Consider the following 20,107-nt stretch of genomic DNA (forward strand, 5'->3'; position numbering starts at 1 on the left):
ATCATGGGGGCTGACGCACCAACATTTCACACGAACCAGCCGTTGAACCGGCGCTGTCCTGCAACAGGGACCCGGTGGTAGTCTCCCCGCTATGGCCGTGGACCCTGCACTGCTCAACTGGCTGCTCGACTCCGACCCCGCCCTGAAATGGCAGGTGGAGCGTGACCTGGCCGGCGCGCCACCCGAGCAGTGGGAGCGAACCCGCGCACGGGTCCGGACGGAGGGGTTCGGTGCCGGGCTGCTGGCGCGCCAGGATCCCGACGGGCAGTGGGCCGGCGGCCCCTACTTTCCCGCCGACTTCGACTTCCACGGACCCGAGGCTGCGGAGGACGCCGGGCAGCCCTGGACCGCCACCACCTGGTCCCTGAATGCGCTGCGGGAATGGGGCCTGGACGCGGCCGCCCTGGCCGGCACCGCCGAAAAGCTCGCAGCCAGCAGCAGGTGGGAGTACCGGGACCTCCCGTACTGGGGCGGCGAGGTGGATTGCTGCATCAATGCGTTCACCCTGGCCAACGGCGCATGGCTCGGGGCGGACGTGGCGGGCATCGCGCAATGGTTTGTTGAGCGCCAACTGCCCGACGGCGGCTGGAACTGCGAATGGGTGGACGGATCCACCCGGTCCTCGGTCCACTCCACCATCAACTCGCTGAAGGGCCTCCTGTACTACGAGGCCGCCACGGGTGGATCGGAGGAGCTCCGTAGCGTGCGGCACCGCGGCGGCGAGTACCTGCTGGAGCGGCGGCTGCTCTACCGGAAGTCCACGGGGGAGCCGGTGGCGCCGTGGGTGGCCCGGCAGGCCTACCCGTTCCGGTGGTTCTACAGTGCGCTGAATGCGCTGGACTATTTCCGGGCGGCAGCCCTGCACGACGGCGCTTCGCCCGATTCCCGGTTGGCCGACGCCATCGAACGGCTGCGGTCAGCCCGGCAAGAGGACGGCACCTGGGTCCAGGAGCGCCGCCATCCGGGCCGGGTCTGGTTCGAAGTGGACGTTCCGGCGGGAGAGCCGTCCAAGTGGGTGACGTTCCATGCAACCAGGGTGCTGGACTGGTGGGACAACGGGCATTCGTTCTAATTTGGCGTGCCCGGTCCGGCTATGGGCGGAGTGCCTTTCTGCAGGGCGCCTCCGGCGATGAGCGCGCCGGACACGAGGAGTACCACAGGCGTCTGGACCACCGGGCCCAGAATCGCGAGCCCCGAATCTACCATCGGTTTCGAAGCGGCGATGAGGCACGCGATGTCCATGGCCAGGGTCACCAGGTAGCTGGCGATGAAACAGGCGATGAGCACCGGCGGCCGGTAATTCCTGGTGACGGCGCGCACCGCCGAGTCGTAGGCCAGATACTTGAGCCCGATGAAGGTCGGCGTGAAGGCCAGGAGGAAGACGACGTCCACCTCTGCCGGAAATTTTAGGAGCGGGACGTTTGCGCGGCCCTGGTAGACGCCGTCGGAATAGAACCACAGGCTGCCCAAATGAATCCCGATCAAGAGCACCGAGACCAGTCCAAACCGCAGCCATGTTCCGCGCCGAGTCATCCCCATTGCCCAGTATGGCGATGCCGGGCACGGCCGTATCAAGGTCCTTGCGGCAATTTTGAGGCGGTGGGGAGGTCTCCCCATGCCGCGCCCTGTCTTTTAGTCCAATCGGTGTGCTTACATGGGCCTGCGCTGCAGCACCTTCGCTGCACCAGCCACCCATCACGTTGGAGTCATCATGAAGTCCTCGCAGGGCACACTGAAATCAAAAGGTATCTCGCTGCTGGTCGCTGCCGGGGTCGCGGCCGGCGCGTCCCTGGTGGCGGCGGTCCCCGCCACCGCGGCGGGCCCGTGCGGTACCGGATACACGTACATTGGTTCGCATCCCATCACCGTGCCGACCTACAGCAAGGACTACCGCTACGGAAAGCCGGGCACCAAAACCGGCTCCATCGACGTGTACTGGAACTCCACGGCCCGCAAGAACTGCTCCGTGGCCTACGCCTATGGACCCACGTACGGGATCAAGATGTACCGCCAGAACATGATCGGCAACTACCCGTCGTACGGCCCGGACGACGTTTCAAGCGATTACTACTCCTATTACGCCGGCCCGGTCTATACCGACACGCAGACTGCCGGTGGCCAGTGCATCACGCTGGACGCCAGTTTCGGCCCGAACTCGACCGACAAATCCAGTTGGGGCGCTGCGTTCTACAGCCCGGTTCACTGCTGACCCCAAAGCGGAATTACGACGGCGGCGCCCGGGGTGGGTGCCGCCGGTCCGGGTTTCTGCGGCAGACTTGGGAGTGCCCTTACGAACGAAAGCAGGATTCCGTGATCACCCTCCAGCAGGACGCTGACGGCTTCGTCCGCATGAACCGGCACTACCCGGCCAGTGTCCGTATCCGGATTGCCTTCAACGACGGCAGCACCGGCGACTTCGCCGGCCGCACCCTCAACAACGCCTACGACGCTGCGGTCGCCGAGTTCCGCGCCAAGAACGGCCTCGACGCCCGGGGGTTCAACCGGGCCCCGGCCGGGCGGACCAACTCCGGCAACAAGGTGGATTTTGTTCCCGTGCATCCGGGCATGGGGGAGTAGCCGCAAATCCGTAAGCGTTGCGGAAGGCTCCGACGATGCTGACCGGCTCAACCTGCGACCAGATGGCGCGCCGGGGGTCCGGCAAGGACGGAAAGGCAGCCTGTAACTAACTCTGGCCGCTGTCCTGGTGGGCCCTGACGACGAACTGTTCCACCCGCCGGTCCGGAACCAGCCAGATCAGCGCGACGATGGTGAAGACGGCGACTCCCAGCAGCGGCTGGACCAAGGTGAGGGCGATGCCGGTGAGGTAGATGAGCGGGGAGGCCTTGCCCTTCCAGTCCCTCCCCACAGCCTGCGCCAGGGCACCATCCTTCCCCTGCACCGCGATCAGCCGCCGCTCCAGGATGAAGTAGGCGATCGCGGCGCACAGCAGGTTGATGCCGTACAGCAGCACGGGGACCTGCAGGAAGCCGGACTCGTCCATCCACCGCGTGGTGAACGGAAACAGGGACAGCCAGAACAACAGGTGGAGGTTGGCCCAGAGGATGGTGCCGTTCACCCGGCTGGCGAGTTGGATCATGTGGTGGTGGTTGTTCCAGTAGATCCCCACGTACACAAAGCTCAGGAGGTAGGTAAAGAGGGTGGGCAGGATGGCGGCGACGCCTGCCCACGTTGGTTCCTCCGGGGTATGCAGTTCCAGCACCATGATGGTGATGATGATGGCCAGGACGCCGTCACTGAAGGCTTCAAGCCGGTTCTTGTTCACCCGAATATCATGCACCGAAAGCCGCGGAGCCGGCGTCCACGGGGCTTTGAAGACGTCCCTCAACGCTTGCAGAGACTCACCGAGAGAGAGATTGCGCGGCGACCGTTGAGTTCCTGCGAGAGCACCAGAGCGATAACACAAGGGCTGTACCCCAAAGGAAGAACAGCGGATCCCATAGCAATGCGTGGCCGATCATCGCGTCGAGTTCATACCCACCTTCAGGACGAATTACTCCGCCAAGAACGGCGCCGCTGACTAGCGTGTTCACGCCCCCATAGATGACAAGGAGCAGGCCTCCGGCCCAGCTCACCGTACGCCAGAACCTCTGCCGAGGCATTCGTTCATACGTGAGGACGACCGGGATTGTCGCTGCCAGCAACTTTCCTGCCGCAACCATGCCAAGCACGAGTCCTGCCTCGAGGGGAGCCTCGACTGATAGCTGGACTGCCCATTGGCCCACCGTGGCCAGGAGCCATTTCCCGCCCAGGGCCCAGTACAAGCTGAACCCGGCATGGGCGGTACCGGCCATGCAGGCCAGCCATACCAACGATCGGCTGAAGGACAGCTTCTTCTCGGGCGTCACCTGGCTCACTCTAGCCAACGGCTGAAGTGCAAACTTTGCTGATCGTGGTGGTTTTCGAGGCAGCTGTCCGAAAATTCACAAAATAGATTTCACTAGACAGGCTAGCTAGACTGTCTAGTTATATGTAGGCTTACGAATGTTTCTTATGTTGCTTCCTAATGGAGTCGTGAGTTCTTGGTTACTTTCGCCGAAGTGTCAGCGCCTGATCCCCGCCTGGACGCCGTCATCCCGAGCCAGCGCACCGATCTTTTGGAGGGCAACGCAGGCCTCACCCCACCCACCCTGGACGGCACCACAGCGCCGCTGGGCGGATGGGCGGCCCACAGCGGAACTTCCATGCAGCCCGTAACGCCGGCCATGGGCACGGAGGCGGGGAGTTCCATTTTTGCAGCCGCTGATTCCGGTGGCCTGGCCGGGTTACTCCGGGAAACCGGTCAGGGAAGTCACCAGGCTTTTGAGGAATTCTACCGGCGTACTTCACGCAGGGTGTTCGGGATGGTGCGCCGTGTGGTCGTGGATCCCGGGCTCAGCGAGGAGGTGACCCAGGAAGTCTTTATTGTGGTTTGGCGAGACGCCGGCACCTACGATCCTGCACTGGGTAGCCCGACCACCTGGCTGTTGACAATCGCCCACCGCAAGGCAGTGGACAAGGTCCGCTCACACCAAAGCAGTACCAACCGTGACGCGCGATGGGCAAGTGCCTCCTGGTCCCGTCCCTACGACGAGGTCACAACTTCCGCCCTGGATCGGATGGATGCCCTGCACCTGAGGGACTCACTGGCAGCACTGTCACCGTTGCAACGCGAAGCGATTCTCCTCGCATACTTCGGCTCGCTCACCTACCGGGAGGTCGCCGAAAGACTTTCAAAACCGCTGCCCACCATAAAGTCGCGGATCCGGGATGGCCTAAAACAACTCCGAGGACAACTCGACCCCGCCTGAAGGCGGCACGCGCGCCGGGTGCCGCAGGGGACCGGGCGTTAGCAGAGGACCGTGCGCTAAATGATGGTCACCGTGCCCGCGTCGCCGTCCACGCGCACTTTCTGCCTGCCGGCCAGCCGCTGGGTCGCCACCCCGGTGCCCAGGACGGCCGGGATGCCGTACTCGCGGGCCACGATGGAGCTGTGGCTCAGCGGGCCGCCCACATCGGTCACCACCGCGGACGCCATGGCGAACAGCGGCGTCCAGGCGGGAGTGGTCATGCGGGCAACCAGCACCTCGCCGGGCTGCATCAGGCCGAAGTCCTCGGGGCCCCGGAGGACGCGGGCGGACGCCGTCACGCGGCCGGAGCTTGCGCCGGTGCCCTTGATCACGCCGCCGGCCTGCTGCTGCGGGCCGCCCGGCATCATCGAGCCGAACGCCTTCTCCATCCATGCCTTTCGCGGAAGCATCTGCGGCGCAGCAGCCTTGGCCTGGCCGCGCCACAACATTTTTCGCTCCTCGACGGCGGCCGCCCGGACCGGCCGGGACACTCCGGCCAGTGCCACGCCCGGCTCCCCGTCCGCCAGCCCGAACTCCACCGCGCCCTGAAGTTCCTGGAAGCGCAGCCAGAACACGTCGTCGGGTACGGCGATGACACCCGACCGCACCAGGCGCCGGCCGAGTTCCCGCAGTATCCGCCGCAGCAGGGGCCAGGCGAGTCCGACGTCGGCCAGCGCGTCCTCGCGCACCGGGGCCGTCTCCTGCGCCCACTTCAGCACCCGGAGAAAGAGTGCCCGGCGCCGCGGGCCCAGGCGCGACGCCACCTCCCGGGTCAGTGCCTCCCGGCGCTCGGTCAGCAGCCGCTGCCGTTCATGCGGGTCGGTGCCCTGCCCGCGCAGGTAGAACTTCACCGTTTCCAGCTGCGCGGACGGGTTGTCCGCCGGCACCGGGGTGGCGAAGTCCAGGTTGTAGACCGCGTGCCCGTAGAGGTCCAGATGCTCCTGGAAGGTGAACCGCCATTCCTGCCACAAGACGTCCTCCACGCCCTCCGGTGCGGAACCTGTCCGCAGGCACTCGGCGAGTTCCGGCGTCGGCCGTTCCAGCAATGCCTTCACCAGCGAAGGGTCGCTGCGCGCCCAGCCTGCGAGGTCGCACAGCGACTTTTCGGCCCGGATGGGTTCGCTGTCGAAGCCCAGCAGGAACTCCTGGGCCGGTGGATCGGCGTCGCGCCGAACGGCCTTGTAGCAGGCCCGGAAGGAGAGTTCGCTCATGTCGGCCAGCGGGATGATGGACTGCACAGCGGTGTAATACACGGTTCCGGCATCCAGGAGCGCCTGCACGCCGGCCAGCAGCTCCGCTCCCGAAAGCCCGGCCGGGGGCTTCGCGGACCAGTCCTTGATGATGCGTTCGTAGCGCGGATGCGAGTAGTCGCGCCATCCGGCGATGCCCATGTGCGCCTTGCCGCCGAACAGTGCGCCCATGGCCGGCACCGTCCTGCCCGTCATCCGCAGCATGGGCCAGGTGCGGTAGTAGTAATACGCGTAGCCGTTGACGGTGGGGAAGCGGACGTCGCCCTCGCGGAGGGAGCCCGGCCCCAGCGCCTGGTTCATCAGGGCGGACAGCGAGCGGGACACTGAGCCGTCGATGAGGTCGGCGAAGAGCGGGGAGAGCGGCTCGGGCATCTGCTCCACGATGCTCGCCCGGAAGTAGAGGCCCTTGGGGTAGGGGACGGGCCATTCCTTGGGGACGTCCGCCGCGGGTTCGGGCAGCGCGGTGATGGGCCGGGACTGGAGCAGGAAGAACCTGGCGTCTGCCCGCGCCCACTCGATGTCCTGCGGGGATCCGAAATGCTCGGTGATCCGCTGGCCGTGGGCGGCGAGCTCAGCCGCCGCGGCATCGTCCAGGACCGGCGCACGACGGCGGGCTTCCGCCACCTTTTCCTCAGCCGTGCCGTCCTCCGCCAAGACTGTCATGACCTCCTTGTCGGCGGTCTGCCGCGCGAGGATCTTGCCCGTGCGGGTGTCCACGGTCAGGTCGTCGGTGGTCACCTGCCCGCTGACCACGGACTCGCCCAGGCCCCACGCAGCGCTGATCACCGTCTGGTCGCGGCGGCCGTTCGAAGGGTTGGCGGTGAACATCACCCCGGCTGCCTCGGCCTCCACCATCTGCTGGATCACGACGGCGAGACGCACCTGGCCGGGCAGCACGCCTTCGCGGGCACGGTACGCCATGGCACGCGCCGTCCAGAGGGAGGCCCAGCAGTTGATGACGGCCGTGGCCAGGGCGTCCAGGCCACGGACGTTGAGGTAGCTTTCCTGCTGCCCGGCGAAGCTGGCGGACGCGAGGTCCTCGGCGGTGGCGGAGGAGCGGACCGACACGGCGGTGTCCCCGCCGCTGAGGCGTTCATACGCTGACTCAAGTTCGGCTTGGATGGCGGCAGGCATGGAGCCCTTGCGGAACAGGGTCCTGATGAGCGCGGAGGCGTGCTCATAGTCGTCCTCCGCCGCTTCGGGTGGGAGCGCAGCCAACTCCTGGATGGCTGCCCCAAGGTTGTTTTCGGTGACGAAGTCCGCGTATGCGGCGGTGGTGAGGACCACCCCCGGCGGGACCGGCAGCCCGGCCCGGATGAGGCCGGCCAGGCCCACGGCCTTGCCACCCGCCCCTGCGATGTCGCTCCGGTCCACGTCGCCCAGGTCCATGACGTAGGTCATGACGATGCCCCCATACTGTCCGCCGCCGTCGGCCGTTTCCAAAGCACTGCCGCCAGGACCGCAACCCAGAGCAGGAACGCCCCGATGCTGATGCGCTCGCCGACGCCCAAGACGAGGTTCGGTCCCGGTGCTGCCATGAACGCGACCATACCCATGAGGGCTGACAGGGCGAGCGAGACGATCGAGTAGGCGCGCATCCGGCCGTGGAATCCTGCCGCGACGAAGCACATTGCTGCGACCATGAGGGCCAGTTGCACGTTGGTGGCCACGATATGCGCGGGGATGGAGGAGTCGTCGCCCAGGCGCAGCGGGAAGAGTGCGCCGATGATGTTCCAAAGCCCGTAGGCGGTGAGCAGCCCGGCGCCGATGCGCAGGGCCCGGTTCCCGCGGACAGAGATCCAGGCGCCCACCCCAAACGCGGTGAACAGCACCGTGTAGAGCCACGTGAACGGGACCAGGACCTGGTAGCCGGGGGAGCCCACGGCGAACAGTTCGCTGACCATCTGTTCGGTGCGGCGGTAGCCGGCCCATTGGGAGGCCGCGATCCCGTCGGTGAACACGACATAGAGAAGTGACGACAACGGCCCGGCGGCGAGCAGGGTGGTGCGCAGGGCGCCGGTGTGCCGCCCTTCGAACGGCAGGGCGCGCCCGTGTTCGGGGAGCCGCCCTCCTGCAACTGACATGTCCGGTTGTCCTCAGAGCCCGCGGTCCAGCAAGGGGCGCGGCGCAGGACCCGCGGGCGTTGGCCCTCGCGCCTACCTGTTCCAGCCTGATCCCGGCCGCCCTGGTGCCGCAAGGGCCCGAACGGCCTTGGGGGCAGGGGTGGGGGGACAGCGTGCTGTCCCCCCACTTCCGGCATTGGGTATCCCGGGATATTGACTGCCGTTTTGCCGGGGCATAGCTTCCGCCTTAACGGTGCCAGGACCCGCAATCCCGGGAGCGGGGCGCCGCCTTAGACAGGCCAGGAGGAAGACCATGCCAAAGTATCTGTTCGAAGCAACGTATGTGGGCCAGGGCATCAAGGGGCTCATGCAGGAAGGCGGCACCGCGCGGCGCGATGCGCTGACGGAGGCCTTGAAGTCGGTGGGCGCGACGCTGGAAAGCTTCTACTACGCCTTCGGTTACTACGACGTCCTGGGCGTCTTTGACGCGCCGGACGACGCCAGTGCCGCCGCCTTGTCGCTGCTGATCAACTCGTCAGGAACCGTCAACGTCCGGCTGAAGCCGCTCCTGACGGTGGCGGACCTGGACGAAGCCGTGAAGAAGACCCCGTCCTACCGGGCACCGGGACAGTAGAGGAGCTGCGGGCGTTGGCCGGGTACCCGCCGTCGGAAATTACGACGGCGGGCGCCGGCTTGCGTGCTTTACTGCGGACACTGCCTGGCTGCGAGGAGGGCGAGATCGTAGATCAGTTGCTGGACTTCGCGCTCGCGGCCGGTGGCCCGGGGGACCGGCGCCTGGGAAGGCGCGCGGCGTGTTGGTGGGGGCGCGGGAACGGGCCGGTGCGCGGCGCCCGGAGGCTCCGGCGTCGTCCGTTCATTGGTGCGGGCTGGTGATGCGTCCTGGCTTTTCATGATGTCCCCCGGTCCGGCGTGTGTGGACACTGTAGAAAGCCGCGCCGGCGTACGGAAGGGGTTTTGTCCATCAGGGAGAATAATTGCCGGAATCTTGAGCCAAGACGACCCCGGTCCCGTTATCTAGGCGTTGTCCGCGCCTTCTCCGGTGTCCTGCCACAAGACATCCAGGTTGTGGAAGGTCACCGGCCCGTCGCACAGCTCGGCCATCCGGGCCGCGAACTCGGACGTTTCCGGCCGGCCTGAATTTTCCATGGCCGACTCGAAGGAATCGAAGTCCACAATGGTGAAGTAGTGGTTCGGGTGGTCCCTGTCCGCCGTGGCCATGATGCGGCGGAAGGTGGGCCGGGTGGTTCCCTCGGTCCGGGAGGGGCGGCCCAGTTCCTCGATCTCCTTGATGCGGGAGGACGTGAATTCGATGATCTGCACAAATCCGGCCATGATGACTCCTCGGCGGTGATGGATGCTGATGCGCATGACGGTAAACCCGTCGGCGGCCTGCGCACAGGGGAGAAGTGCCCTAGTTTGCCGGTGTCCACGGGGCGGCTCCCGGCCACCGGTCTCCGTTCGGCGCCGGCGCCCTGTTTCAAGGCGCTGGATTGAACCTTTTCCATGGAAGGCCGTGCCGTCGTCGTACCCTGAATCAAGAGGCAACAAGGGGAGGAAGTTGTGGCGGACACTGCGGCGCACACGACCGTTGACGAAGCGATGGCCCAACTGGCTGAGCTCGAGGATGCAAAGGTGCGCGAGGCGAACGAAAAGCGCGGGGATGACCACGGGGTGAACCTCAGCCAGCTGCGCGCGCTCGCGAAGCGGCTGAAAACCCAGCAGGACCTGTCGGTCCGGTTGTGGGAGACCGGCGATACGGCAGCCCGGCTTTTGGCGCTGCTGGTTTGCCGCCCAAAGGCGTTCCGGCGGGATGAGCTGGATGCGATGCTGCGCGACGCCCGCGCCCCCAAGCTGCAGGACTGGCTGGTGAACTATGTGGTCAAGAAGAGCCCGCACTGCGAGGAATTGCGCACCGCGTGGCTTGCTGACACCGACCCCGTGGTGGCTGCCGCCGGATGGGCATTGACCTCGGACCGCGTGGTCAAGAAACCCGGGGGCCTGGACCTGCCGGCGCTGCTGGACACCATCGAAGCGGAGATGAGGGACGCCCCGGACAGGCTGCAGTGGGCAATGAACACGTGCCTGGCGCAGATCGGGATCGAGCACTCCGCCTACCGGAAGCGTGCCACCGCGATCGGTGAGCGGCTTGAAGTGCTGAAGGATTACCCGACGCCCCCGGGGTGTACGTCGCCGTTCGCCCCTGCATGGATCGGCGAGATGGTGCGGCGGAAAGGGGAGTAGCAGGTTTTGCGACGACGGCGCGTGCGCAGGTGCCTCTGGCCAGGTGCGGGTGCGGGCTATCCCACGCCGCTGGGCATATCGACGGCCGTTTCCCCGTTTCGGTCCGCGTAGTACGAGCGCATGCCGTGCTTTACGCCCAGCCGGATGATCCAGTACAGCAGCGTGGCGCCCAAGGCGATAGGCACGATCAGCACAGCTGCGTTAAGCAGCATCCATCCAACATTCACAATTTCCCCCAATGTGAGTTTTTCCCAGCCTCTCACGAATGCTGTTCCGACGCCGAAGGCTCCGTCCCCACAGGGCGGAGCCTTCGTCAAACCGTTATCGAATCAGGAATCCTGGTTTACGGCCACCACGATTTTGCCGCGGGTGTGGCCGTCCATGTTGGACCGGAAAGCATCGGCGGCCTTGTCCAGCGGGAAGACCTCAGCAACTTCCACGCGGAGCTTTCCGCTGTCCGCCAGGTCAGCGAGCGCCTGCAAATCGGAACCGACCGGGGTGACCCACATCCACTGGCCGCCGTGCTCTTCCACGTCGCTGTCGGCGATGGAGGCGTGGCGGCCGTTTTCGGCCAGGGCCGCCAGCGTGGCCTGCAGGTTTCCGCTGCTGGCTTAGCTGCGCCGGAATTTCTTGAATCCTGTGGCAACGTTGGGGATTTCGGCATCGACCCGCACATACACTCCCACCATGCGCGTCTTTGACACCACCTACGACTACCAGTCCGACAAGCCTGCAAAGACCAGGCCCGACGCGGACAGGGACAGTCGACGGCTTCGCTTAGACCATGAATTGCTGTGGACCAAGACCCTTGGGTCGGGCGTCCTTTTCGCTCCAACCGCGCCGCCTGCCCGGCGCACCGGTTACCTCATCTTCACTGACGCCACCGGGAGCAGGCACTGGTACGGCAGCGATGCCATCACCAACTCCTATACGCGCTGGTCCCGTCCGATGACTCTGGTCCAGGCCATTTCAGGGCTGACCGACGAGCAGAAATCCCGCTACCTCAACCCGCCGTACACCATCGGGAGTTCAATGATTTGGCCCGTCAGGACGAAAGACATGCCCACCATGAACACCGCCCGAGGGTTTGGCCCTTCAGGGTGGCTGATCGGCGACCGAATGGACCTGACCCTTGAGTGCATCCGGCGCCACTATGGAGGAGAACTCGAAAGCCCCCTCTCCGGAGTCATCAACGCTTACGCGGACTTCTTCGCGCTCTTTGACGGTTTTGTGGAGTTTGTGGACTTCTTCCATCTTCAGGATCTCGTCACGCCCGCCTATGACGAGGTGCTCTTCCATCTGCCCTTCACCGGCTTCACAGGTTCCGGTGTTCCGGCCACAACGGGGGAGTACGTGACATACCGTGAAGCGACCCTGGAGTTCGTCGAGAGGCGAAGCCATCGCATGGCCAAGTGGGTTACAGACAGCCACCCCGAAATAGAGGTCCGGCAGTAGGTCCTGTCCCCTCGCACGAAAATCGGCCGGGAGGCGCCCAACAAGTTACCGTCGCCACCACATTGTCCTGCAACTCGAAGGAGAACCTTTGGACATCTCAACCGCCGCTGCCAGTTCCATCGTGGGAAAGCTTCTGGAAGAGATCTCCTGGGAGAAAGCACGTGACTACCGGGCTGGAGGCCAGGGGCGTGAAAATGTTTTGACGGCAGAGGTGCTGATAGGCCTGGATTTCCTGCCCAGGGAGGCCTTCCTCGGACGCGTGCTAAGGGCGGCGCACGGTGCCAACGAAGCCCGTGGCAGGCTCGCACGCAAAGTTGAGGAGTTGCAGATGCAATTTCTTCCCGGCGATTTCAGCTCCGGTGGAGTTGATGTGAAATCCCGGCTGGTAGTCCAACCCGACGCCATATTCGAGACTCCCAACACATACACCCTGGTCGAGGCCAAACGCATCAGGTATGGCAGTTTCCAGCCCGAACAGCTGGCGCGTGAATACATCCCCTGATGTCGAGGACAGGCCCAGCTGTGCCCCTGCTATTGCTTCTGGGTTGGCCCCGCCCGTCCGATTCAAAGGCACGGGGCTACTTGAGATCGAGGAAGCTGTGGGCAGGTTCCTGGGTCCGGTGCTGGACCGTGTCGCTGACCCACTTCTTCCTTCGAAGCCCGAGCTCATGGAGCGCATCCGGAGATCTTTTGCTGGATTTCCTGGCCCGAGCTGGACGATAGTGTCCGCGACGCCGTAGCCACCTACCCCGCTTCGGATTCTTCCGGGGATGCATCTGTTCAGCGGATGGCCGCTTTCGTAAGGAACGCTATTGCCTGGCACGCCTGAGCTTTTCGGTGTGTAGCCAAGCCCAGTTCGGTACCGTGCTTGGACTGACGTCACCGTGGCACCACAAACTCAACTTTTCCAGGATTAGACCCGGCCTTACGACAACCCGGCGCAGATGTCCTGTTGCTGGCCGGACGAGCTGATCAAGGTAAAGACGCCGGTATCAAGGTCGACCGTGTAGACAATCCGACCCGTGTACTGGATCGCGGAGGGAGTCAGCTCCTGGGGGAGGTCACTGGGGAACAAGATCAGGCCGTAACTCCCGGTGGCAGTAACGGTTACAACATTGTTCGCGTCCGGGGCCGATATGATCTCGGCTGATCCGTTCGTTTCGAAAGTTAGGGACTCGCCTGACTTCACGTTTGTATAAGTCACAAGGTAACCCTTGCCGGAAGTGATCTGTCTGCCGTTCTTGAAGGTCTTGACGCGCGCATTGGCGTCAGTTCCTTCAACCCTTAACTTGAAGTCGCAGCCCTCCCCGGCCTTGATCACGGTCGGAAGGAGGTCTGAACGAACCGGTGGAGGAGCGGCAACGGCTGACGAAGAACCAGCGATCAAGGCAACTGCGAGTGCGGCAATACGTGACAAGACTTTCATCAAAATCTCCGGGGTGCGGCAGCCTCTTCGGGCTGCAAATGGCTACAGGAGAGGCGCGGCCTGGCTGCGCTTGTCCGATAGGTGCCCACATGGGCGAGCCGACCACCCGGGGTCAAGATCCGCACCACCGGAATACCCACATTTTTGGTGCACGGGACGTCGGGTTGTCGGTTGATGACGGCCCGTTTCGGTAGTTACGAGCTGGGTCGCACTACGGTGGTGCAGCCCAGAACCCGCACCCTTCGCGGCAGGCGATCCGGGCTTTTCTGATGCCCGCCTATGACTGTCGTCGCCTTGAGAAGAGGGTACTGCCAACGGATTGCGACCGCTCTACCTAAAGGATGAAACGCGACACCCTTCTCTGGAGAACCTGGCTACCTAAATGCCGGGATCGGGGCTACTGCGCAAGATCGACGTAGGCGTGCCAATTCCTGGCGTTCTGCCTCGAGGAGGCCAGCACCACCAGGCCCGTCTGGCTGCTGACGTTTTGTTTCGTTGACGTCGGGTCGTTGATGTCCGTGTCGGTACCGCTGCTGATGATGGGGGTGCCGGCACCGGGTGCGAAGGAAACGTTGTCGATCGGCGACTCCTTGTAATAGATGGTTCCACCCTCTTCGGGGGCCACCGCAAACATCCAGATTTCGCTGTGCTCTTCATCGATCATGACCATCGGCTTGGTGTGGAGGTCCTCCACGGCACCAAACTCGGCGCTGCTCCAGTTGCCCCGGGCATCGCGCACCAGCACCGCCACCAGCGTTTGGCCTACCTTCCTGTTGGCGGTTTTGATCGCTGCGAAGAGGCGGCCGCTGCCGTCGCTGGCCAGTTGCCTGAGGTTGAGGTGATCGTTGGCGCAGCCGCCGGTGCAGTTCTTGCCCCCGCCGTAGGCCACCTCCGTCTGCCACGAGTCCTCTGGCTGGCCGTCCTGGTGGATGGCGAAATAGAACTTCTTTTGCCCCGGCCGCTGGTTGCTCCACATGATGCCGATCTTGTCGCCCTGGAATGACGTGACGGCGGAGATGTCGTCGTAGTTCACCTGGGCGTTGGTGGTCGGCAGGACGAACGGGGTGCCCCACGCCGTGTCGCTGGTGGTTGAGTGGTTGACGTAGACGCGGTTGCTGTTGTCGGCCGACACCGTGGTGTAGGTGACCCACAGCTTGCCGAGGGAGTCCTTGGCTACGGTTATCGATTCTGTGCTGCCGGCGTGCAGGGTGACGGGGAATCCTGCATCCTGCGTATAGGTCTTGGCCAACGCGTCACAGCTGAACCGGTGCAGCTCCGCGGACCCGGACGTCACCGCCTGCTGGGACGGTGCCGAGTTCCATTCCGAGCGAACCGTCGTGCTCGATACGACGTAGAGCTTGCCTTCCGTTGCGTCCCAGAGGGCGTCACCGCGTGCCGTCTGCCGCGCATCGACGACCGTCGCGGCCTCCTGCCATGTCTGCGTCGCGACGTCGAGCCGGTGGATGGTTGTTGCATGTGCGGTCTCGCTCCAGAGCAGCCCCCACCAGCTCCCATCCTGGAACCAGAGCTTGCTCTGGGCCTTGTCCGCCGTCGGGGTCCGGACGCCGTCAGCGGCGAATGAGGGACCAGGAATTCCGACGTCGGCCGCCTGGGCGGCGACGGGGAGCGCCACTGCGCCGGCGGCCGCGAGGAGGAGGGCGATGAAGAGGCGGAGCGGGCGCATAACAGTCCCCTTTGACGTACGTCAGTGGCACCGGGGCCGTTTCATCACCTGCCGGCGGGATCACCATACGTCCGCTGGGGGCCCGGATTGCAGGGTTGCCAAAAAGGGGAGCCACCAGGGGAGAGCCTTAGGTAGTCGATGGCGGATGCAAAGAAACCCCTACCCGGGTGGCGAGCATCAGCTTTACGGGGCGTCGATGGTTTCGAGCCACTCCTGGAATGTCTGGCATCCGACCGACGGATCCCGGCGCCGGGACCAATGGTCCATTGTCATGCCCGGCGTCCGGAGTTAGCATCTGATTCCGGCCCGGGAGGTGCAGATGCTCGACGATGCAGACCTTATGGACGCGCTGCGGCGTCACTGGGACCACTCCGGTATCGATGAGGATGTGGCCCACGAGATCTATCACGACGACGCGGTGCTTGAATTTCCGCAGTCCGGAGAACGGTTCGAAGGGGTGCAGAATTTCCGCGAATGGCGGCCTCAGTATCCGGCCAAACTCAAGTTCCATACCCGACGAATCACCCATCGCGATGACCTGGTGGTTGTCGAAAACCTGATCAGCTACGACGGTGCTCCTTGGATGTACACCGTCAACCTTCTGGAATTCCGGGACAACCGGGTCGCGCATGAGCGCATCTACATCATGGACGGCTGGGATGCTGCGGAGTGGCGGACACCCTGGCGCGCTGACCAGCCTGCAGACCCGCCGCCTCCTGCCCCTTAGCTGCCTGACGCCAGGGGTGCTCAGTTCGGGGGGCGGCCCAGCTCCTAATAGCCAGGAGCGGCGGGCCCCCTTGCAGAGGACCCGCCGCTGCCCGTCAGCGGTTGGCGCCCAGTGCCGCCCAAGCCTTGTTCCGGCGTTCGGCAAGGTCCCTGCGGGCCGCCAGGGCATCAGCCAGGCTGACAGCGGCAAACCGGGTCGCCGTTCCAGGCGCCGCCCGGGCCACCAGGTCCATATCGGCGCTGATCACGGTGCCCACCATCGCGTAGCCGCCGCCGGAGACGGCATCGCGGTGCAGGATGATCGGCTGGGTGCCACCGGGAATCTGGATGGATCCCACGGCATACCCCGCATCCACGATGTTGGAAGGGTCCGAGCCGGCACCGAACGGCTGTTCGCGCTCCTTCCATTTCACCCCCGGTCCGGAGTAGCGAAGACCCATCCGGTCGGCCACGGGAGTCACTTTCCACTCCTCGTTGAGGAGATTGCCCAGGCCTTCGTCGGTGAGGCGGTGGTCGTACAACCCCAGCACGATCCGGACTTCCTGCTCCTTGGCGAAAACAGGCCGGAATTCATCCGGGACGCTTTCCGCTTGGGGGAGTTTTCCGCCATTGAGGGGAGCGCCCACGGGGACAACGTCGCCCGCCTCGAGCTTGCGGCCTTTGAACCCGCCGATGGCGCCCAGGCTGTATGTGGACCGGCTGCCGAGCACCTCCGGGACGTCGATGCCGCCCTGGACCGCGATGTAGTAGCGGGTGCCGCCCTGGATCACGCCGAAGGAAAGCTGGTCCCCGGCCTTCAGCAGCAGGCGGCTCCACTGGGGCCGCGGCTCCCCGTTGACCTTGACCTCAACAGGGGCGCCGGTGACGGCGATGACGGCGTCGCTGTCCGTGGTCAGCACCGGGCCCAGGTAGGTGCACTCCAGGACCGCTTCCCGTGCCGTGTTTCCCACCAACGCGTTTCCCAGCTCGGCCGAGTACTGGTCCATGGAACCGCTTTGCGGGATGCCCACGTTGTAGTGGCCCGTTCGCCCCTGGTCCTGGACCGTGGTGGCCAGGCCCGGGTTTCCAATTTCAAATGCCATTGAGGGCCTCCATGAGTTCACGGTTGTAGCCTTCCGGGTCGGCCAGCGCCCTGGACAGCTCGAAGGTCACCGGCGCCTGCCGGTAGCGGAAGGTGCCGGCGGAGATCTCCGCCTGGATGGCGTTGTATTCCGCCTCCGTGACCGGTTTGAACTTCACGATGTCCCCGGGGCGGAAGAACACCATGAAGTCCTTGAAGTCCGCCAGGGCCTGGTCGGGGTCGAAGATGGGCGCAGCGGCCACGCCGAACATCTGGTACCCGCCGGCACCCCGGACGGAATAGATGCAGCCGAAGCATCCGCCGTGCCCCACGGTCAGCTTGGGGGTGTCAGTCCGCGGGCTCAGGTACTTCGGGACCTCCAGCTGCTTCTCGCGGTCCACCAGCTGGAACAGGAACGGCAGCCCGGCCACGAAACCGACCATGGACACCAGCCACGGCTGTTCGTGGTGCCGCTGGATGAACTCCGCGGCGTCCTTGAGGTGGTTGACCTTGGCCGCGTAGTCGATGTCGCTGCCTTCGGGCTCCTGGTGGAACCCTTCGCGGAACCGCTGTGCCACTTCCGCGGTGAACGGGTCCTCGTACCAGACGGGGACTTCAACGATCCGGGTCTCCAGTGCCCGTTCCTGGTGGGACGTCAGGTCCCGCTCGATGTCGCGCACGGCAGTTTCCAACTGCTCAGGAGGCAGGACGTCCGGATCGAAGCGCACCAGCAGGGATGCGTTGGCCGGGCAGATGTCCACGATTCCCGGGAGCCCGGCGTCGGAGAGCCTGCCGGCGATGGACATGACCTTGAAGTTCGCGGGCAGGCTCATCGCTTCGGAGACTTCCACGAACAGGAATTCGTCCCCGCCCCAGGTGTAGCGCGCACCCGGGAGGACGGCGGCTTCGGTGGTCATTTCGCCCCCATGAGGTCGGCTGCGGTTTCAATGAACTTGGAGTGGTGGCTGACCTCGGCGAATTCAGGCCGCGCCAGCAAGGCCAGGTGGACGGGGACGGTGGTCTTGACCCCTTCGATGTGTGTTGCCTCCAAAGCCGCCAGGGTGGCCGCGATGGCGGCATCCCGGTCCGGGGCGTGGACTGCCAGTTTGGCGAGGAGGGAGTCGTAGTAGGGGCTCACCACCGAGCCTTCTTCCACCCCGGTGTCCACCCGGATGCCGTCGCCCGATGGCCAGTCCAGGGACCGGATGGTTCCCGGGCTGGGGAAGAAGTGGTGGTTGGGGTCTTCCGCGTTGATGCGGCATTCGATGGCGTGGCCGTTGAAGTGCACGTCATCCTGGGAAATGGTCATGGCTCCGGTGGAGGCAATGAGGAGCTGCTCGCGGACCAGGTCCACGCCGGTGATCTGCTCGGTGATGGGGTGTTCCACCTGGATGCGCGTGTTCATTTCAATGAATGCGGCTTCGTGGTTGACGGGGTCGTACAGGAACTCCACGGTGCCCGCTCCGTGGTAGCCGCACTGACGGGCAAGGGCCACGGAGGATTCCCGGATGGTGGCACGGACGGAGTCCGGGAGGTTGGGGGCGGGGGCTTCCTCGAGTACTTTCTGGGATCGGCGCTGCATGGAACAGTCGCGGTCTCCGAGGTGCATGAAGTTGGTCCCGTCGCCCAGGACCTGCACCTCCACGTGGCGGGCATGCTCCACGAACCGTTCCAGGTAGACGGTGGGGTCGCCGAAGACGGCGGCGGCCTCGCCCCTGGCCATCTCGATGGTTTCCAGGAGCTCGCTTTCGTCGTGCACGAACCGGATGCCCCGGCCGCCGCCGCCGGCGGAAGCCTTCACCACCAGCGGGTATCCGATGGCACGAGCGATGTCGACGGCGTCGGCCTCCGGATCAAGAGGGCCGTCAGACCCCTTGAGCACGGGGACGCCGGCCTTGGCTGCCGCTTCCCGGGCCAGGGATTTGTTGCCCATCATGGCGATGGTGTCCGCGTTCGGGCCCACCCAGGTGAGGCCGGCCTCTGCCACCTTCCCGGCGAAGCCGGCGTTCTCCGAGAGGAAACCGTAGCCCGGGTGCACGGCGTCGCACCCCTGCTCGATTGCCGCGGCGACCAGGGCGTCCTGGTTCAGGTAGCTGGCGGCCGCCTGGGCCGGGCCCACCACCACGTAGTGGTCGGCTGTCCGGGCGGCCAGTGATTCCGCGTCGGGCTCGCTGACCCCCAAGACGGTTTCGATGCCCATCTCGCGGGCGGTCCGGGCGATCCGCACGGCGATCTCGCCGCGGTTTGCGATGAACAGTTTCATGGGCTGCCTTTATCCTTCCCGGATGACGACGATGGAGTCGCCCGGGTTGACCATGTCGCCTTCGTTGACTTCAAAGGATTCCAGGGTCCCGGCGACGTCGGACTGGATCTCGGTGAACTGCTTCATGATTTCCACGATGCCGATGGTCTGGCCGACTTCGATGGTGTCGCCTTCGTTGGCGAACGGGGGTTTGCCCGGCCCGGGCTTGCGGTAGAAGACTCCGGGAAGGGGTGAAACGATCGTGGCCATGTGCTGCTCGCTTTCAGGAGTGGGTGGATCGGGATGAGTCGAGTGCCTTGCGGACGGCGGAGGCGACGGCGACGGCGTTGGGTGCATCCGAGTGGACGCAGATGCTCTGGAAGGCGATGTTCAGGGGAGTGCCGTCGACGGCGGGCACGGGCCCGCCTGCCACAGCCCGGCTGACGCGTTCCGCGGCGGCGTCCGGGTCGGTGGGTGCGGGGCGTCGCTGGATGAGGAGCTCGCCGCCGGGGCCGTAGTTGAGGTCCACGTAGAGCTCCGCAACGAAGTCCACGCCCATGGCGCGGCACACGGATTCATGGGCGGTCCCGGCCAGGCCGTAGAACGGAACACCGAACTGTTTGGCGGTTCCGGCCGCCGCCTGCATGAGGTCTTCGTCGCCGGCGAGCATGCCGTAGAGCGCGCCGTGGGGTTTGATGTGGTTCAGGGACAGCCCGTTCTTCGCCAGGAAGGCAGTCAGCGCCCCGGTTTGGTAGAGGATGATGGACTCGACCTCCTCGGGGGTGAGCACCATGCGGCGGCGGCCGAACCCCATGGGATCGGGGAGCCCGGGGTGGGCGCCCACGGCCACACCATGTTCGGCGGCGAGGGCCACCGTCCGGTTCATGACGTCCGGGTCCCCTGCGTGGTAGCCGCAGGCGACGTTGGCGACGTCGATGATTTCCATGAGTGCGGCGTCGTTGCCGAACTCGTGCAGGCCGAAGCCTTCACCCATGTCCGAATTCAGGAGCACCTGGGCAGGCGTGGTTTCCGTCACGTTTTTTTGCATGCAGGCAACGGTACAGAGGCGGGGACCGGGCCGGAATTGGGCGG

The 20,107-nt window shown here is 65.1% G+C and carries 25 protein-coding genes; 9 read left to right on the forward strand and 16 right to left on the reverse strand.

The genetic code is table 11. From position 1 onward, the window contains the following. Positions 1-91: 91 nt before the first annotated feature. Positions 92-1,072: a squalene cyclase gene (locus ACZ9J7_RS12170; RefSeq protein WP_476209692.1), complete on the forward strand. Its 981-nt coding sequence runs from the start codon at positions 92-94 to the stop codon at positions 1,070-1,072. Here ACZ9J7_RS12170 and ACZ9J7_RS12175 read toward each other — a convergent pair. Further along, the gene (locus tag ACZ9J7_RS12175) at positions 1,069-1,533 is read right to left on the reverse strand and encodes a hypothetical protein (RefSeq protein ID WP_476209694.1); all 465 of its coding nucleotides are present in this window, start codon (positions 1,531-1,533) and stop codon (positions 1,069-1,071) included. The two genes, ACZ9J7_RS12170 and ACZ9J7_RS12175, sit on opposite strands and share 4 nt — an antisense overlap. Positions 1,534-1,711: 178 nt before the next feature. On the opposite strand from ACZ9J7_RS12175, the gene ACZ9J7_RS12180 reads away from it, so the two are divergent. Continuing rightward, positions 1,712-2,209 (forward strand): hypothetical protein, encoded by a 498-nt coding sequence (locus ACZ9J7_RS12180; RefSeq protein WP_476209696.1) that lies wholly within the window; start codon positions 1,712-1,714, stop codon positions 2,207-2,209. 101 nt (positions 2,210-2,310) lie between these two features. Next, positions 2,311-2,577 carry a hypothetical protein gene (locus ACZ9J7_RS12185; protein WP_476209698.1) on the forward strand — a complete coding sequence of 89 codons (267 nt, stop codon included), beginning with the start codon at positions 2,311-2,313 and terminating at the stop codon, positions 2,575-2,577. Between the two features lie 106 nt (positions 2,578-2,683). On the opposite strand, the gene ACZ9J7_RS12190 is transcribed toward ACZ9J7_RS12185, so the two are convergent. Continuing rightward, on the reverse strand, positions 2,684-3,283 hold the full coding sequence (locus tag ACZ9J7_RS12190) for a TMEM175 family protein (protein ID WP_476209699.1): 600 nt from the start codon (positions 3,281-3,283) through the stop codon (positions 2,684-2,686). A gap of 76 nt (positions 3,284-3,359) precedes the next feature. Beyond that, positions 3,360-3,866 carry a DUF3995 domain-containing protein gene (locus ACZ9J7_RS12195; RefSeq protein WP_476209701.1) on the reverse strand — a complete coding sequence of 169 codons (507 nt, stop codon included), beginning with the start codon at positions 3,864-3,866 and terminating at the stop codon, positions 3,360-3,362. Between the two features lie 174 nt (positions 3,867-4,040). Here ACZ9J7_RS12195 and sigK point away from each other — a divergent pair, with 174 nt between their 5' ends. After that, positions 4,041-4,808: an ECF RNA polymerase sigma factor SigK gene (gene sigK, locus ACZ9J7_RS12200; protein WP_476209703.1), complete on the forward strand. Its 768-nt coding sequence runs from the start codon at positions 4,041-4,043 to the stop codon at positions 4,806-4,808. A gap of 56 nt (positions 4,809-4,864) precedes the next feature. Here the strand turns inward: sigK and ACZ9J7_RS12205 are convergent, their stop codons facing one another. Next, entirely contained in the window at positions 4,865-7,498 is a 2,634-nt protein-coding gene (locus ACZ9J7_RS12205) for a PEP/pyruvate-binding domain-containing protein (RefSeq protein ID WP_476209704.1), read from the reverse strand. Beyond that, complete coding sequence (locus tag ACZ9J7_RS12210; protein WP_476209706.1) at positions 7,495-8,181, reverse strand: DUF998 domain-containing protein; 687 nt, start codon at positions 8,179-8,181, stop codon at positions 7,495-7,497. Before ACZ9J7_RS12210 ends, ACZ9J7_RS12205 begins: the two co-directional genes overlap by 4 nt. A gap of 292 nt (positions 8,182-8,473) precedes the next feature. On the opposite strand from ACZ9J7_RS12210, the gene ACZ9J7_RS12215 reads away from it, so the two are divergent. Continuing rightward, positions 8,474-8,794 carry a GYD domain-containing protein gene (locus tag ACZ9J7_RS12215; protein WP_476209708.1) on the forward strand — a complete coding sequence of 107 codons (321 nt, stop codon included), beginning with the start codon at positions 8,474-8,476 and terminating at the stop codon, positions 8,792-8,794. Between the two features lie 68 nt (positions 8,795-8,862). Here ACZ9J7_RS12215 and ACZ9J7_RS12220 read toward each other — a convergent pair whose 3' ends face one another. Together ACZ9J7_RS12220 and ACZ9J7_RS12225 are read right to left on the reverse strand one after the other, a co-directional pair. Then, positions 8,863-9,072 carry a hypothetical protein gene (locus ACZ9J7_RS12220; RefSeq protein WP_476209709.1) on the reverse strand — a complete coding sequence of 70 codons (210 nt, stop codon included), beginning with the start codon at positions 9,070-9,072 and terminating at the stop codon, positions 8,863-8,865. A 123-nt stretch (positions 9,073-9,195) separates the two neighbouring features. Continuing rightward, the gene (locus ACZ9J7_RS12225; RefSeq protein ID WP_476209711.1) at positions 9,196-9,513 is read right to left on the reverse strand and encodes a hypothetical protein; all 318 of its coding nucleotides are present in this window, start codon (positions 9,511-9,513) and stop codon (positions 9,196-9,198) included. A 267-nt stretch (positions 9,514-9,780) separates the two neighbouring features. Here ACZ9J7_RS12225 and ACZ9J7_RS12230 point away from each other — a divergent pair, with 267 nt between their 5' ends. Continuing rightward, positions 9,781-10,422: a DNA alkylation repair protein gene (locus ACZ9J7_RS12230; RefSeq protein WP_476211848.1), complete on the forward strand. Its 642-nt coding sequence runs from the start codon at positions 9,781-9,783 to the stop codon at positions 10,420-10,422. A 56-nt stretch (positions 10,423-10,478) separates the two neighbouring features. On the opposite strand, the gene ACZ9J7_RS12235 is transcribed toward ACZ9J7_RS12230, so the two are convergent. Beyond that, the gene (locus tag ACZ9J7_RS12235) at positions 10,479-10,634 is read right to left on the reverse strand and encodes a hypothetical protein (RefSeq protein ID WP_476209712.1); all 156 of its coding nucleotides are present in this window, start codon (positions 10,632-10,634) and stop codon (positions 10,479-10,481) included. Between the two features lie 117 nt (positions 10,635-10,751). Then, positions 10,752-11,018: a zinc-binding dehydrogenase gene (locus ACZ9J7_RS12240; RefSeq protein ID WP_476211849.1), complete on the reverse strand. Its 267-nt coding sequence runs from the start codon at positions 11,016-11,018 to the stop codon at positions 10,752-10,754. A 91-nt stretch (positions 11,019-11,109) separates the two neighbouring features. Between ACZ9J7_RS12240 and ACZ9J7_RS12245 the strand changes: the two genes are divergently transcribed. Continuing rightward, positions 11,110-11,877, forward strand: a complete 768-nt coding sequence (locus tag ACZ9J7_RS12245) for a DUF6994 family protein (RefSeq protein ID WP_476209714.1) — start codon at positions 11,110-11,112, stop codon at positions 11,875-11,877. Positions 11,878-11,965: 88 nt separating this feature from the next. Continuing rightward, entirely contained in the window at positions 11,966-12,379 is a 414-nt protein-coding gene (locus ACZ9J7_RS12250; protein WP_476209716.1) for a hypothetical protein, read from the forward strand. A 423-nt stretch (positions 12,380-12,802) separates the two neighbouring features. On the opposite strand, the gene ACZ9J7_RS12255 is transcribed toward ACZ9J7_RS12250, so the two are convergent. Together ACZ9J7_RS12255 and ACZ9J7_RS12260 are read right to left on the reverse strand one after the other, a co-directional pair. Then, positions 12,803-13,303: a hypothetical protein gene (locus ACZ9J7_RS12255; protein ID WP_476209718.1), complete on the reverse strand. Its 501-nt coding sequence runs from the start codon at positions 13,301-13,303 to the stop codon at positions 12,803-12,805. A gap of 397 nt (positions 13,304-13,700) precedes the next feature. After that, a complete protein-coding gene (locus ACZ9J7_RS12260; protein WP_476209719.1) occupies positions 13,701-14,987 on the reverse strand; it encodes a hypothetical protein in 1,287 nt (428 codons plus the stop codon). 319 nt (positions 14,988-15,306) lie between these two features. On the opposite strand from ACZ9J7_RS12260, the gene ACZ9J7_RS12265 reads away from it, so the two are divergent. After that, positions 15,307-15,714: a nuclear transport factor 2 family protein gene (locus ACZ9J7_RS12265; RefSeq protein ID WP_476209720.1), complete on the forward strand. Its 408-nt coding sequence runs from the start codon at positions 15,307-15,309 to the stop codon at positions 15,712-15,714. Between the two features lie 94 nt (positions 15,715-15,808). Here the strand turns inward: ACZ9J7_RS12265 and ACZ9J7_RS12270 are convergent, their stop codons facing one another. Genes ACZ9J7_RS12270 through pxpA form a run of 5 tightly spaced genes read right to left on the reverse strand, consistent with a single transcriptional unit; the run spans position 15,809 to position 20,063 of the window. Continuing rightward, on the reverse strand, positions 15,809-16,795 hold the full coding sequence (locus tag ACZ9J7_RS12270) for a 5-oxoprolinase subunit C family protein (protein WP_476209722.1): 987 nt from the start codon (positions 16,793-16,795) through the stop codon (positions 15,809-15,811). Further along, positions 16,785-17,690, reverse strand: coding sequence for a 5-oxoprolinase subunit B family protein (locus ACZ9J7_RS12275; protein ID WP_476209725.1), 906 nt, complete (start codon positions 17,688-17,690; stop codon positions 16,785-16,787). Before ACZ9J7_RS12275 ends, ACZ9J7_RS12270 begins: the two co-directional genes overlap by 11 nt. Next, positions 17,687-19,036 carry an acetyl-CoA carboxylase biotin carboxylase subunit gene (locus tag ACZ9J7_RS12280; protein WP_476209727.1) on the reverse strand — a complete coding sequence of 450 codons (1,350 nt, stop codon included), beginning with the start codon at positions 19,034-19,036 and terminating at the stop codon, positions 17,687-17,689. Before ACZ9J7_RS12280 ends, ACZ9J7_RS12275 begins: the two co-directional genes overlap by 4 nt. Positions 19,037-19,045: 9 nt before the next feature. Further along, entirely contained in the window at positions 19,046-19,285 is a 240-nt protein-coding gene (locus tag ACZ9J7_RS12285) for an acetyl-CoA carboxylase (protein WP_018770516.1), read from the reverse strand. A 13-nt stretch (positions 19,286-19,298) separates the two neighbouring features. After that, a complete protein-coding gene (gene pxpA, locus ACZ9J7_RS12290; RefSeq protein ID WP_476209730.1) occupies positions 19,299-20,063 on the reverse strand; it encodes a 5-oxoprolinase subunit PxpA in 765 nt (254 codons plus the stop codon). Positions 20,064-20,107 lie beyond the last annotated feature (44 nt).

This window comes from Pseudarthrobacter sp. TE9888 (genome assembly GCF_056279345.1).

Excerpts from the sequence above, each read along its gene's own strand:
- ACZ9J7_RS12170 (WP_476209692.1), top strand. The coding sequence starts at position 92 with ATGGCCGTGGACCCTGCACTGCTCAACTGGCTGCTCGACTCCGACCCC.
- ACZ9J7_RS12175 (WP_476209694.1), bottom strand. The coding sequence starts at position 1,533 with ATGACTCGGCGCGGAACATGGCTGCGGTTTGGACTGGTCTCGGTGCTC.
- ACZ9J7_RS12180 (WP_476209696.1), top strand. The coding sequence starts at position 1,712 with ATGAAGTCCTCGCAGGGCACACTGAAATCAAAAGGTATCTCGCTGCTG.
- ACZ9J7_RS12205 (WP_476209704.1), bottom strand. The coding sequence starts at position 7,498 with ATGACCTACGTCATGGACCTGGGCGACGTGGACCGGAGCGACATCGCA.
- ACZ9J7_RS12210 (WP_476209706.1), bottom strand. The coding sequence starts at position 8,181 with ATGTCAGTTGCAGGAGGGCGGCTCCCCGAACACGGGCGCGCCCTGCCG.
- ACZ9J7_RS12215 (WP_476209708.1), top strand. The coding sequence starts at position 8,474 with ATGCCAAAGTATCTGTTCGAAGCAACGTATGTGGGCCAGGGCATCAAG.
- ACZ9J7_RS12220 (WP_476209709.1), bottom strand. The coding sequence starts at position 9,072 with ATGAAAAGCCAGGACGCATCACCAGCCCGCACCAATGAACGGACGACG.
- ACZ9J7_RS12225 (WP_476209711.1), bottom strand. The coding sequence starts at position 9,513 with ATGGCCGGATTTGTGCAGATCATCGAATTCACGTCCTCCCGCATCAAG.
- ACZ9J7_RS12230 (WP_476211848.1), top strand. The coding sequence starts at position 9,781 with ATGGCCCAACTGGCTGAGCTCGAGGATGCAAAGGTGCGCGAGGCGAAC.
- ACZ9J7_RS12235 (WP_476209712.1), bottom strand. The coding sequence starts at position 10,634 with ATGCTGCTTAACGCAGCTGTGCTGATCGTGCCTATCGCCTTGGGCGCC.
- ACZ9J7_RS12245 (WP_476209714.1), top strand. The coding sequence starts at position 11,110 with ATGCGCGTCTTTGACACCACCTACGACTACCAGTCCGACAAGCCTGCA.
- ACZ9J7_RS12255 (WP_476209718.1), bottom strand. The coding sequence starts at position 13,303 with ATGAAAGTCTTGTCACGTATTGCCGCACTCGCAGTTGCCTTGATCGCT.
- ACZ9J7_RS12260 (WP_476209719.1), bottom strand. The coding sequence starts at position 14,987 with ATGCGCCCGCTCCGCCTCTTCATCGCCCTCCTCCTCGCGGCCGCCGGC.
- ACZ9J7_RS12265 (WP_476209720.1), top strand. The coding sequence starts at position 15,307 with ATGCTCGACGATGCAGACCTTATGGACGCGCTGCGGCGTCACTGGGAC.
- ACZ9J7_RS12270 (WP_476209722.1), bottom strand. The coding sequence starts at position 16,795 with ATGGCATTTGAAATTGGAAACCCGGGCCTGGCCACCACGGTCCAGGAC.
- ACZ9J7_RS12275 (WP_476209725.1), bottom strand. The coding sequence starts at position 17,690 with ATGACCACCGAAGCCGCCGTCCTCCCGGGTGCGCGCTACACCTGGGGC.
- ACZ9J7_RS12280 (WP_476209727.1), bottom strand. The coding sequence starts at position 19,036 with ATGAAACTGTTCATCGCAAACCGCGGCGAGATCGCCGTGCGGATCGCC.
- ACZ9J7_RS12285 (WP_018770516.1), bottom strand. The coding sequence starts at position 19,285 with ATGGCCACGATCGTTTCACCCCTTCCCGGAGTCTTCTACCGCAAGCCC.
- pxpA (WP_476209730.1), bottom strand. The coding sequence starts at position 20,063 with ATGCAAAAAAACGTGACGGAAACCACGCCTGCCCAGGTGCTCCTGAAT.